Consider the following 12,520-nt stretch of genomic DNA (forward strand, 5'->3'; position numbering starts at 1 on the left):
ATGATATACGACATTATCGCTCCGCAACAATTGCAGGCCAACATCACGCCTCCGGCTTCTAAGAGCATCAGCAACCGCGCGCTGATTATCCATGCATTGTCAGGAGGCAACATATTACCGGATAATTTATCCGACTGTGACGACACCGATGTCATCTTACGCATTATCGATGATCTGCCGGAAACCGTGGATATCAAGGCCGCTGGAACAGCTATGCGCTTCATGACGGCCTATCTAAGCGTGATGGAGGGTGAGCATTCCATTACCGGAACAGAACGCATGAAGCATCGTCCCATCAGTGTACTGGTCGACGCACTGCGCTATCTAGGTGCCGACATCACTTATGAAGGTGAAGAAGGATTCCCACCACTCCGCATCAAGGGCCATACCTTAGAAGGCGGACAGCTCGAAATACCGGGCGATATCAGTTCGCAATACATTTCGGCACTACTCATGATAGGACCGGTATTGGCTCGTGGACTTGAATTACGCATGACCGGTGAGATTGTATCGCGCCCTTATATCGACCTGACATTGTGCACAATGCGCGAGTTTGGAGCCGAAGCCGACTGGTCGGACGTGGACACTGTCACCGTCAAACCACATCCCTATACACAAAAGCCTTACCGTATTGAGAGCGATTGGAGCGCTGCCTCGTATTGGTATGAGATGATGGCACTCACGAAAGACACCGAGGCGGTCGTCAACTTAACTGGTCTGATGGATGCAAGCAAGCAAGGTGATTCTGTGGTAAAATACATATTCTCGCTCATGGGCGTGAAAACTGCTTTTGAATCGACCCAACAAGGCGAATTGACAACAGTCAAATTATCACATCATCGCTGCATGTTGCCCCGACTTGATTACGATTTTACAGGATCTCCAGACCTTGCCCAAACGGTCGTTGTGACCTGTGTGCTCATGGGAATCCACTTCCATTTCACGGGATTAGCAAGTCTGAAGATTAAGGAGACCGACCGCATTGAAGCCCTCAAACAAGAACTTCGCAAGTTGGGCTACGCCATTCAATCGCATAACGACAGCGAATTGTCGTGGGAAGGTGAACGATGTGAACCAACATTCGAACCGATAGACACCTACGAAGACCACCGTATGGCCTTGGCATTTGCCCCTGCCGCCCTCGTTTTAGAGCATATCAAGATTCGCAACCCGGAGGTTGTCAGCAAGTCGTACCCGCATTATTGGGACGATTTACAAGTTGCCGGATTCCGCATTATCAAACAAGATTAACGATTATGATATATCTCATACTCATTCTTATAGCCCTAGGAGTGTTCACAGCACTGCTGGGAATCATCTCTTCCCTTCGTGGTGGAGGCGACGACATCGTACATCCGGCCACGGCAAGTTGTGCCACTTGCACTGGCGATAATGATATGTGCGAACAAGATTGCATGCTCGAAGCTGCAACGAAAGATATAGAATACTTCGACGATGAGGAACTCGATGCCTATCACGACCGTCCTTCCAACCAGTATTCTGACACAGAAGCCGATGAGTTTTCGGAGATTATGTACACCATGAAACCCGAAGAAGTGAAGGCATGGAACCGTAGTCTCATCCTCAGAGGCATCAATATGCCCGACCAAATCAAGGATGAATTCATAGCATTAGCCGAATAATGGATATTCTCAGTTATAGTTTCTTCCAGAATGCACTGCTCGGTAGTCTGCTGGCGAGCATTCTTTGCGGATTCGTAGGAACGTATATCGTGACACGCCGGCTGGTATTTATCAGTGGGGGAATTACCCATGCGTCGTTTGGCGGAGTCGGACTGGGCGTGTATTTAGGTATCAACCCGATACTCTCGGCCATGATTTTCTCGGTTTTAAGTGCCTGTGGTGTACAATGGATGTCGCACCAAGGCGATACTAGAGAGGATTCAGCCATAGCCGTCTTTTGGACCTTTGGCATGAGTGTGGGTATCATCTGCAGCTTCCTAACGCCCGGTTTCATGCCCGACTTATCTTCTTTCCTCTTCGGAAGTATCCTCACCATCGACACGCCCGACCTGTGGTTACTCGGCTTGCTCACCCTTTTGACCATCGCAATATTTACCATTTTCTACCGACAGATACTCACTGTTTCGTTCGATTCTTATTTTGCGCGGTCGCAAAAGCTACCTGTCGATTTCATCGAATACATGATGATGATACTCATTGCCATGACCATCGTCGCCACATTGCGCATGGTCGGCATCGTATTGGCGATTAGTTTGCTCACCATTCCGCAAATGACTGCCAATCTATTCACCTTCAATTTCAAGCGCATCGTGGCTCTCAGCATCCTCTTCGGATGGATAGATTGCTTGTTGGGACTGACACTTTCCTATAGTCTCAACGTACCATCGGGCGCTTCCATCATCTTTATGAGCATCATCATTCTTGTCATCATGAAAGTATTTGTAACACTTCGGTCGAAGTGGATTGTCCAACAAGCCCTCTCACAAAGCTGAAAACAAGTTGCCAACATATCGCCCTTACCCTGCCTATGATGGCATTTATGATCTTGGCAGGTTGCTCCACACAGCATAATACTGCCAAGTCGAGATGGTGGCATGCTTTCAATACACGCTACAATGTGTATTACAACGGTAGCCAAGCCTACATAGACGGCTCTTTGGAAAAAGAGAATGGCAACGTAGACAACTTCACCGAGCTCATTCCTCTCTATCCTGTTAGCAACAAGAATAGTCGCGAACTGGGCAAAATGAACTTCGACAGAGCCATCGAAAAGAGCAAGAAAGCCATCCATCTGCATAGCATCAAGCGCCGACCGGAGTGGAATCCGGGGCGTCATAAGACTGCTAAAGATATTGAATGGTTGAGTCGTCGCGAATACAATCCGTTTCTTTGGAAGGCTTGGATGCTCATGGGGCGTGCCCAATTCCATGAAGGTGCGTTCGACGATGCAGCTTCCACATTCGCTTATATGAGTCGCCTCTATCGCTCGCAACCCGCCATTTACGGAAAAGCACGGGCTTGGTTGGCCAAGGCCTACATTGAAGAAGGGTGGCTATACGATGCTGAAGACGTCATTCGCAACATACAACGCGACTCTATTCATTGGACAGCCCAAAAGGAATGGGACTATACCTACACCGATTACTACATCCATACGGGGGAATACGACAAGGCTATTCCCTACTTACAACGGGTGATTCGCCATGAGATGCGGCGCAAGCAACGGGCTAGAGAGTGGTATCTGCTAGGTCAACTATTGGAACTTCAGGGCAATAAAGCAGAGGCCTTAAAGGCTTATCAGCACGTAATCCGACTAAATCCGCCATACAATTTGGAGTTCAATGCACGCATATCAATGACGAAGGTAATGCCCGAAGGCCCGTCGGACAAAATGATTTCGTACCTCAAGCACATGGCCTCATCGCCCAACAATGCCGAATATCTCGACCAAATATACTATGCCATCGGCAACATTTACCTTACACGGCGCGACACCTTGCACGCTATTGACGCCTACGAACAAGGCAACGAAAAGGCTAAACGCAGCGGAATAGAGAAAGGAGTGCTCCTTTTGAGATTAGGAGACTTGTATTGGAACCGCGAGAAATTTGCTGATGCCCAGCGTTGTTACAACGAGGCTTTGGGCTTACTCGACCAAGATCGCAAGGATTATAAGCAACTATCAGAACGCACCAAGGTCCTAGACGAGTTGGTACCCCATACCAATGCCGTAGAATTACAGGATTCCTTGCAACGTTTGGCACTCATGTCCGATACCGATCGAAACAAGATTATCGACCAAATCATCAGCGATTTGAAGAAGAAAGAGCGTAAAGAACGTGACATGCAGGCTGAAATGGCCAGACAACAAAGTGGTGGTCAAGCCGAATCGGACCCAATCTCAACACCCCAAACACGACCTACAACTCCACAAAACAGCAAATGGTATTTCTACAATCCGATGGCTGTGGCACAGGGAAAAGAGACTTTCCAACGCCTATGGGGCAAGCGCGACAACGTAGACAACTGGCAACGCATCAACAAAACTGTTGTGCATGCCGACGGAAACACCAATACTTTACCTGCTGATTCTACACTCCAAAGGCAGGAATACCACACTCAAACACACCAAAATGCCGACAGTGCAGCTGCCGATCCGCACACTCGTGCTTATTATCTCGCCCAAATTCCATTATCCGCAGAGCAGTTAGCAGCTAGCAATAAGCTGTTGGCCGACGGTCTTTTCGGCTCCGGTGTCATCTTTAAAGATAAGATGGACCACCTATCTCTAAGCGAACGCACCCTCATCAGGCTCATTACGCATTTTCCAAAGTTTGAGAAAATGGACGAAGCCTACTATCATCTCTTCTTACTTTATTCTCGATTAGGACGTAAAGACCGCGCCCAAACCTACTTGGAGCTGTTGAAACACAACCATTCCAAAAGTGAATGGACGCGCCTCATAGCCGATCCAAACTTCGAAGAGAATGCTCGACAAGGCGAACAATTGGAAGATTCGCTCTATACAGCCACTTATAACGCCTTCCGTAACAACCGTTACAACGAAGTCAGCAACAATGTTTCCATCTCCGACAGGCGTTTCCCCGCTGGAGCCAATCGCGACAAATTCCTCTTCATCGGAGCACTTAACAAACTCAACAACGGCCATCTCGACGAGTGCCTACGCGACCTGAATATGCTCGTAGAGAAATATCCGGAGAGTCAGCTCAGCACCATGGCCGGCATGATTATCAACGGTGTGAAGGCAGGCAGGCAGGTTAGAAGCAGCCATTTCGACATGAGTGACATGTGGAATCGCCGCAGCGTGGTGCTCAACGAAAGCGACACAACACAGATACAAGGCTTCTCGACCGAGCGAAATATCCCATTCGCCTTCATGATGGTGTATCATCCTGACTCCATAAAGGAGAATCAATTACTCTTTGAACTAGCAAAATACAACTTCACCAACTATCTGGTACGCAACTTTGACATCAAGATTGAAGATGCCGACGGCCTTCGTCGTATGATGGTAACAGGCTTCCGAAACTTCGATGAAGCTTTACAATATGCTCGACAACTGCGCCAACAAGAGCATATCAACGCACTAAAAGGCAACGCACATCCTGTTATCATCAGCGACATCAATCTTCCCTTACTCGGTACACAGTTCAGTTATGCCGACTACGAAGCCTTCTATGCGAAACATTTCGCCCGGCTCAAAGTGTCGCTCTATCAACTCTTGACCGAGCCGATAGAGATAACAACAGACAAACAGCAGCCAGCCGCACCAAAAACAGAGGAAGAAATAGACCGCATACTCGACCAAAGCGACGACATCAACAATGGTATTTTCATCCCGTTAGAAGATGAGAAACCTAAAACACAAGTTCCCAATACGGGCACAACGATTCCGCTTGAACCTGTTAAACCAACACAGCAGCCATCCAAGGGAGGCATCACCATCCCGATAGGTCAACCCGTAAAGCAACCAACGGTCGACAAAAACGCGCTACCAACAGTGAAACCCAAACCACTCCCCCAGCCTGCCAAACCTCGAAAAGAGAATACTGGCATCTACTTCGACAATGGTTTGCCGAAGACAGAGAGTAAGAAAAAGGGTACACAAGAGAACGAAAAAGATAAGAAAAAGTCCAAGCCGCTAGACTTGGAAGACGAATATTACGACTTAGATGGATTCTAGAATATGAGCAATGGATTGTTACTTTGGGTGGACGACGAGATAGAATTGCTACGCGCCCACATTCTCTTCCTCACCAAGAAAGGCTACGAAGTAGAGACCACCAACAACGGCAGCGACGCCATAGACATGGTTTCGCAATGCACTTACGACCTTATCTTACTCGATGAGATGATGCCCGGTCTCTCCGGATTGGAGACTTTGCAGCGCATCAAGGAGATTTCGCCGGCCACACCGGTTGTTATGGTGACGCGAAGTGAAGAAGAGAATATCATGGAACAGGCTATCGGGAAAAAGATAGCCGACTATCTCATCAAGCCGGTGAATCCCAATCAGATACTCCTATCACTCAAAAAGAACATCCATAGTCGCGAGATTGTAAGCGAAGTAACACAGACCGGCTACCAACAAAACTTCCAACAGATTTCCATGCAAATGCAAGACTGTCGTACACACGATGATTGGACAACACTTTATCGCCGACTGGTGCACTGGGAATTGGAACTAAGCCACGCCGACAGTGCCATGACCGACATGCTACGTATACAGAAAGACGAGGCCAATCAGGGCTATGCCAAATACGTCAAACAGCATTATATGGACTGGATGGAGCAATTAGCACAGGCTCGCAAGACGGGACAACAGGCCACAGACAGACCTCTGATGAGCCCCGACATTTTCAAACACAGTGTATTTCCACCGCTCGACCAAGGCGAAAAAGTGTATCTCGTGGTCATAGACAACTTTCGTTACGACCAATGGCGTACTATCATGTCCGATCTCAGCGACCAGTTTGAAATCAGCGAAGACCTCTATCAATCCATCCTACCCACTGCTACTCAATACGCACGTAACGCTATTTTCAGTGGATTGATGCCTGCCGAAATAGCTCAAATGTACCCGGAACTGTGGGTAGATGAGGAAGAAGACGAGGGAAAAAACCTGAAAGAAGACGAGTTGATAGCCACACAAATAGCGCGTTTTCGCCGTCGTGACACGTTCAGCTACCATAAAATCAATGACTCAGACGGTGCAAAAGACTTCATGAGTCATCTCAACGAACTAGAAAACTACGATCTAAACGTAGTTGTTGTGAACTTTATCGACATGCTATCCCATGCTCGTACCGAGTCGCGTATGGTACGCGAACTTGCCAAAGACGAAAGTGCCTACCGCTCCATCACACGAAGTTGGTTCAGACACTCGGTGCTGGCTGACCTCTTCAAGCACCTTGCCGGGCAGTCATGTCGCGTCATCGTTACCACCGATCACGGTAGTATACGTGCCCAAAAGCCAGTAAAAATCATCGGCGACCGTAACACCAACACCAATCTGCGGTATAAGTTGGGACGCAATCTAGCCTACGACGACCGACAACTGTTCGTCATTAAAGAGCCACGCAAGGCTCTATTGCCTTCACCCAACATCAGTACGAGTTACGTATTTGCTACAGGCGACAACTTCTTTGCCTATCCCAACAACTACAACTATTACGTGTCGTACTACAAAGACACGTTCCAACATGGCGGCATCTCTATGGAAGAGATGCTCATACCGTTGGTAACACTCACTCCACGCAAACGTTAATTCCTTGATACATGCAAGAACAACTATTATTATACTTGACACGTGGTATCGCTTTCATACTTGGTATAATTGCTGTTACCGTGATGATAAAGCGATTCATCAACAATTGGCGCTCTGTACGTCCATTGGCTTTAGGGCGCAATATCAACACGCCTGTCACATGTTACTACCCGGACAACTTGACAAAATTTCTATATCGTGTATTCTTTGACCCTCAAGATATCAATTTTACTTCTTATTATACAGCCATAGGACTGGTAACTCTCTCCCCCGCCGAGTTTTTTAGTATCATGATAACTGTTAGCTTCATGCTGCTAGTCATGATATATAAATTAGGGAAACTCATTGTACACTATCGCCGGTTAAGCTCTAAGATACCCGCAGTGGAATTATCTGCCGAGGGTATCAGACTCATTACCACCCTAAACGATGCTGCTGTATGCTATATGGAAGATAGTTGGAGCAATGTAAAGCGGGTATTCCTATATCGCCATTACGCCAAGATTATAACCAAGAAGCGTACATATTATGCTTTTCATGATACCCACGACCTTGATGTCAGAGACAAGATAGCCATGCACTTCAAACGCAATAGAGATGAACTCGTGTTTGAAAAGTCCGTTCAGCCATCTTCACCCAATCTATTATTGACCGTGCTATGCTTTGTTATTGGACCCATTCTCAGTATTCCACTCTATATTATCTACAATAGAGAAGATACGAAAAGTGCGCGAATATATCTTATCGCGAGTTTAATTCTCCCAATAATTGTTAGCATATTTTACTGTATCAGTACTTCTTAGCAATGAAACAACAAATTAAAATCACAGAATATGAAAATTAAAATCGACTCATTAGACAACATCCACGAGGCTGCCAAACAATTTATCGAGCACATGGGCGAAGGTAAAGTATTCGCTTTCTACGGTAAGATGGGTGCCGGAAAAACCACATTCATCAAAGCTATATGCGAAGAGATGGGCGTGGAAGACGTCATTACATCACCCACTTTCGCCATTGTCAACGAATATCGGTCGAACACAACCGAAGAAATTATCTACCATTTCGACTTCTATCGCATCAAGAAACTGGAAGAAGTCTACGACATGGGATATGAAGATTACTTCTATAGTGGAGCCCTCTGTTTCTTGGAATGGCCCGAACTCATCGAGGAAATACTTCCCGGCGATGCCACGAAGGTGACTATCACGACCGAAGAAGACGGTTCTAGGAGCGTGGAGTTTTAACCTCTCCCCCGTCCCCTCTCCCAAGGGGAGGGGGAGATAAAGTATCTCTTCGCAAGACAACTATTGGGAAAGATGAATACATTCTGCAACTAAATAACATGCCGACAAGTACTCCACCGTAAGCAACAATACCTTAACTTCTAACCCATAGATTCCCCACTCCTCACTCATAACCCCTCACTCATAACTCATCATTCCTCACTTATCACTCCCAAATCGTCTACCTGTCAACTTATCTACTACCAGACTGCATCGTTCCGGCAACATTGCTGCCTCAACTTTGCAGCATCGCTGAACAGGCTTAACAGTAATGCTGCCACAACCTTGCAGCCAATTAAGTTTGTAAGTTTTTGATTTTAGGAGTTCTTGAGTCATAAGACAAAACCGCAGACTATATAGGGCGAGCTCTATTCTCTCCTCATATCAACACTTCCTCTTATTTTCCCCAAAACGTGCCGACGAAATTGACGGAACCATATTTATCGGTAATAACATAGGCAAACGGATGGTCACAATAGAACTTTACTTGATCCGGCCGAGGATTTTCTACCGTGGCACTCAACACAGCTATCTCGGCAGTTGTGACAGATTGTGCTTCCGTCTTCTTCTCTGCCACAATTAACTTCGACTTTTGTTTCACCTCCTTTATATAGAGTGGTACCTGACCTTCAGTCATCTTAGAGAAGTCAGCTGCCACTCCAAAAGCAATTCCAAGCCCCATTGACACCAGATAATCATTGAGTGTATAAGACGTCTCCAATGCCATGCGCGGCAAAGCCAACTCAACCTGTGCCATTTTGTGCATATTCTTCTGTAACAATCCCCATGACTTTGTATCCAATTGACGAACGACTTTTGCCAACACTACACCTTCTTTGGGCAGTAATACATACATGTGATAACCGGCCGTATAGGGTATTTGCAAGATTCGGAAGTCACCGGCATCGTAGTATAATAACTGACGCAGCGTATTATGCATCATCTGTACCTCAGCAATCTTCTGTTCGCCATCAAAGAAAGGGGCATCGGGTTCTGTATCAGCAGCATCGAATGGATACTTCCAAAAACCGTGGAAACGAACCTCGGAAGTCAATGTGATATTCTGCTTTTCAACACTTCGCATGCTCGCAAAATAATACTTTGTTGCATTTTCTTTAAATGCGGGCGATAGAACGAGACCATCCGGCACGTCTATCGTATTGGCAACCTCTGCAAACGACCACTTTGGTTCCTGTTTGCCATGTCCCCTATAAGCTTGACTCAACATCATTTCATGCTGCAAGACACGCATCTGTAGTGAGTTGTCAAAGCCCAATACCCGCTCAAATGCCTTACGCGTATCTCCGACCGCACCATCATTGATGATACTAAGGGCATAGGTGAGCCCCTGCGGAGAAAGGAAAACAGACTTCTTCGATGTCTTATTAAACAGTTGTTTGAAGAGTTGAAAGGCCATTCGATTGTTCGTTTGCTGCACCAACGCACTGTCTTTAGCCGACGGTGCACGCGAGTCAAGAAAGTCTTGAGCAACCTTGTCAAGTCGCATATTTAGCACAGTGACACTGTCTTTATCTACCTTTTGAGTACTCATCTTTGGCTTGCAACCAATTGTCAATAGGCAACTAAGGCTCGCAAACCCAAACATAGACATGATAAACTTCATTCTTTTCATACAAAATACTGTTTTGATTACATCGCAAATATACGAAAAAGCCCAGCAAACCATAGGTTTACCGGGCATAATATCTGTTAATACGATTTACTTAACTAGAATGACAAGATACTTACTTGTACTCCAGAAGAGATTAGGATTCGTGATACGTAACACGTATTGCTTATTAGCATCCGTGGTCAAAGTGTAACTGCTAGACGGATGAGTGGTCATAACCTTAGCCGACTTGCTATACAGTTTGATGGTGTTGTCTACACGAATATCAATCTTAGTGAAGTAACTCTTGTTGAAATTGGCCTGTAATACCTTACCATCATCGAGAATACGCTGCTCTTTCAACTCTTTCTTCGTACCGAAAACATACCAAGCCGTGTTGAGTTGCTTGTCTTGTGCGCTGATGGTCTGGCTCTTAGAATTACTCTCAGAAGCCAAGTTGTTCACATTCGTATTAAGGTTATTGATGGTCTCATCAAGCTCTGAGATGTGAATATCCTTTGCATCGAGTTCGGCTCTAAGCTGTTGCAACTGTTGATCTTTCTCATCCAACTGCTTCACCAAATTCTCTATTGTACTCTGCATCTGCGTACCCTGCATACTACTTTGACTCACCTGATTACGCAATTTAGCAATGAGTTCGCGGTTACGCTTCATAGTCTGAGAGATAAACTGGATGTTCTCACGAATCTGTTGAGATTTGTTAGCACCCTCACCATCCTTGACAATGCTGACTCTATTTTCTGCCTCATTGATTTCGCGGAATCCTTCCTGAATCTCATTCAGCGTTGCCATCATATCATTCACCTCATCATCTTTCTGAGCAATGATTCTCTGAAGTGAATCGGTTTGTGCCATATCGGCGAGACCCGACTGCGGTTTACCCTGTTTGCACCCCGTCAGCGTCAACATAAATGCGCCTGCTACTAACAACAAAAACTGTTTCATATTATTTATTCCTTTGTTTTTTTATTTGCTTTTGCATCTGCTCCAGCCAATACTATCACGATTTCACCTCGTGGTTCTGTAACTGTGAAATGCTCTATTACCTCTTTTAAAGAGCCACGTACGTGCTCTTCGTGTACTTTGGATATTTCTCGTGCCACACTCACCTGTCGCTCTTCACCGAAGAACTCTGCGAATTGCTGTAACGTCTTGAGCAATCGATAGGGCGATTCATAGAACACCATCGTACGCGTCTCGGCCTGTAATGAGAGTAAACGTGTCTGCCTACCTTTCTTCTGCGGTAGAAATCCTTCAAAACAGAAGCGGTCGCAAGGCAATCCCGATGACACGATAGCCGGTATACAAGCCGTTGGCCCGGGAAGCGTTTGTACCTCTATGCCGGCATTAGCAGCCTCGCGAGCCAAATAAAATCCGGGGTCGCTGATGCCCGGTGTGCCCGCATCGCTAATGAGAGCCACGTTTTGCCCAGCCTTGAGTCGCTCTACAATTCCATCGGCTGTGCCATGCTCGTTGAACTTATGATGTGACATAAGTCGATTCTTGATGTCGAAATGCTTCAACAAAATGCCCGACGTACGCGTGTCTTCGGCAAGAATGAGATCGACCTCTTTCAAGATTCTGATCGCACGCATTGTCATATCTTCCAAGTTTCCTACAGGCGTAGGCACAATGTACAATATACCCATACTGGTCACAAATGTAGTTAAATAATCTATTACCGCAAAAAAAGCCACTGTTTCTTTGCAATTTTTAAAACGTCTTCGTAATTTTGCGTCTATATGACAAACAATATGATAGTGGAATCACACCGTCCCGGACGCATAGAAGTGGTGTGCGGTTCCATGTTCTCAGGTAAAACAGAGGAACTCATCCGTCGCATGAGACGAGCTAACTTTGCCCATCAAAGAGTAGAAATATTCAAACCTGCGATGGACACGAGATATTCTGAAGAGGACGTAGTGAGCCATGATAAAAACGTAATCAAGTCTACTCCCATCGAATCTTCGGGTTCGATACTGCTATTGGCAGAGGATATTGACGTGGTAGGTATCGACGAAGCGCAATTCTTGGACGATGGTTTGGTCAATGTTTGCAACCAATTGGCTAATCGAGGAGTGCGAGTTATCGTAGCCGGACTGGACATGGATTATCAAGGAATACCTTTCGGACCGATTCCAGCTCTATGTGCCATTGCCGATGAAGTGACCAAAGTGCACGCCATCTGTGTAAAGTGTGGAGCCTTGGCTTACGTCAGTCATAGACTGGTGAAGAGCGATAAGCGCGTCATGCTGGGCGAGCAAGAGAAGTACGAACCGCTATGTCGTGACTGCTATCAGAAAGCTTTGGAAGAAGAAGTATCAATATAAAC

General features: G+C 46.2%; 11 protein-coding genes. 8 read left to right on the forward strand and 3 right to left on the reverse strand.

Features of this window, described 5'->3' with window-relative positions:
* The 7 genes from HMPREF0671_RS03325 to tsaE are packed head-to-tail and all read left to right on the forward strand — an operon-like array spanning position 1 to position 8,519.
* Complete coding sequence (locus HMPREF0671_RS03325; RefSeq protein WP_036896695.1) at positions 1-1,251, forward strand: 3-phosphoshikimate 1-carboxyvinyltransferase; 1,251 nt, start codon at positions 1-3, stop codon at positions 1,249-1,251.
* 5 nt (positions 1,252-1,256) lie between these two features.
* Positions 1,257-1,643 carry a hypothetical protein gene (locus HMPREF0671_RS03330; protein WP_036896696.1) on the forward strand — a complete coding sequence of 129 codons (387 nt, stop codon included), beginning with the start codon at positions 1,257-1,259 and terminating at the stop codon, positions 1,641-1,643.
* On the forward strand, positions 1,643-2,476 hold the full coding sequence (locus tag HMPREF0671_RS03335) for a metal ABC transporter permease (protein ID WP_036896697.1): 834 nt from the start codon (positions 1,643-1,645) through the stop codon (positions 2,474-2,476). Before HMPREF0671_RS03330 ends, HMPREF0671_RS03335 begins: the two co-directional genes overlap by 1 nt.
* A 35-nt stretch (positions 2,477-2,511) precedes the next feature.
* Positions 2,512-5,688 carry a tetratricopeptide repeat protein gene (locus tag HMPREF0671_RS03340; RefSeq protein ID WP_369793916.1) on the forward strand — a complete coding sequence of 1,059 codons (3,177 nt, stop codon included), beginning with the start codon at positions 2,512-2,514 and terminating at the stop codon, positions 5,686-5,688.
* 3 nt (positions 5,689-5,691) lie between these two features.
* Entirely contained in the window at positions 5,692-7,272 is a 1,581-nt protein-coding gene (locus HMPREF0671_RS03345; protein ID WP_036896698.1) for a bifunctional response regulator/alkaline phosphatase family protein, read from the forward strand.
* Positions 7,273-7,283: 11 nt separating this feature from the next.
* Positions 7,284-8,075: a hypothetical protein gene (locus tag HMPREF0671_RS03350; protein WP_036896699.1), complete on the forward strand. Its 792-nt coding sequence runs from the start codon at positions 7,284-7,286 to the stop codon at positions 8,073-8,075.
* Positions 8,076-8,105: 30 nt separating this feature from the next.
* Positions 8,106-8,519 (forward strand): tRNA (adenosine(37)-N6)-threonylcarbamoyltransferase complex ATPase subunit type 1 TsaE, encoded by a 414-nt coding sequence (gene tsaE, locus HMPREF0671_RS03355; RefSeq protein WP_036896700.1) that lies wholly within the window; start codon positions 8,106-8,108, stop codon positions 8,517-8,519.
* 436 nt (positions 8,520-8,955) lie between these two features.
* Here tsaE and HMPREF0671_RS03360 read toward each other — a convergent pair whose 3' ends face one another.
* From HMPREF0671_RS03360 to rsmI, 3 genes are all read right to left on the reverse strand, one after another.
* Positions 8,956-10,191, reverse strand: coding sequence for a serpin family protein (locus HMPREF0671_RS03360; RefSeq protein ID WP_198025880.1), 1,236 nt, complete (start codon positions 10,189-10,191; stop codon positions 8,956-8,958).
* 87 nt (positions 10,192-10,278) lie between these two features.
* Positions 10,279-11,133: a hypothetical protein gene (locus tag HMPREF0671_RS03365; protein WP_036896701.1), complete on the reverse strand. Its 855-nt coding sequence runs from the start codon at positions 11,131-11,133 to the stop codon at positions 10,279-10,281.
* Between the two features lie 5 nt (positions 11,134-11,138).
* The gene (rsmI, locus tag HMPREF0671_RS03370) at positions 11,139-11,837 is read right to left on the reverse strand and encodes a 16S rRNA (cytidine(1402)-2'-O)-methyltransferase (RefSeq protein WP_036896702.1); all 699 of its coding nucleotides are present in this window, start codon (positions 11,835-11,837) and stop codon (positions 11,139-11,141) included.
* Positions 11,838-11,930: 93 nt separating this feature from the next.
* Here rsmI and HMPREF0671_RS03375 point away from each other — a divergent pair, with 93 nt between their 5' ends.
* On the forward strand, positions 11,931-12,518 hold the full coding sequence (locus HMPREF0671_RS03375) for a thymidine kinase (RefSeq protein ID WP_036896703.1): 588 nt from the start codon (positions 11,931-11,933) through the stop codon (positions 12,516-12,518).
* Positions 12,519-12,520: the final 2 nt, after the last annotated feature.

The sequence above is a fragment of the Prevotella sp. S7 MS 2 genome, assembly GCF_000762865.1.
Taxonomy (GTDB): Bacteria; Bacteroidota; Bacteroidia; order Bacteroidales; family Bacteroidaceae; genus Prevotella.

Coding starts and splice junctions, on each gene's coding strand:
- HMPREF0671_RS03375 (WP_036896703.1), top strand. CDS start 11,931: ATGACAAACAATATGATAGTGGAATCACACCGTCCCGGACGCATAGAA.
- HMPREF0671_RS03365 (WP_036896701.1), bottom strand. CDS start 11,133: ATGAAACAGTTTTTGTTGTTAGTAGCAGGCGCATTTATGTTGACGCTG.
- HMPREF0671_RS03340 (WP_369793916.1), top strand. CDS start 2,512: ATGATGGCATTTATGATCTTGGCAGGTTGCTCCACACAGCATAATACT.
- HMPREF0671_RS03335 (WP_036896697.1), top strand. CDS start 1,643: ATGGATATTCTCAGTTATAGTTTCTTCCAGAATGCACTGCTCGGTAGT.
- HMPREF0671_RS03360 (WP_198025880.1), bottom strand. CDS start 10,191: ATGAAAAGAATGAAGTTTATCATGTCTATGTTTGGGTTTGCGAGCCTT.
- HMPREF0671_RS03325 (WP_036896695.1), top strand. CDS start 1: ATGATATACGACATTATCGCTCCGCAACAATTGCAGGCCAACATCACG.
- tsaE (WP_036896700.1), top strand. CDS start 8,106: ATGAAAATTAAAATCGACTCATTAGACAACATCCACGAGGCTGCCAAA.
- rsmI (WP_036896702.1), bottom strand. CDS start 11,837: ATGGGTATATTGTACATTGTGCCTACGCCTGTAGGAAACTTGGAAGAT.
- HMPREF0671_RS03330 (WP_036896696.1), top strand. CDS start 1,257: ATGATATATCTCATACTCATTCTTATAGCCCTAGGAGTGTTCACAGCA.
- HMPREF0671_RS03345 (WP_036896698.1), top strand. CDS start 5,692: ATGAGCAATGGATTGTTACTTTGGGTGGACGACGAGATAGAATTGCTA.
- HMPREF0671_RS03350 (WP_036896699.1), top strand. CDS start 7,284: ATGCAAGAACAACTATTATTATACTTGACACGTGGTATCGCTTTCATA.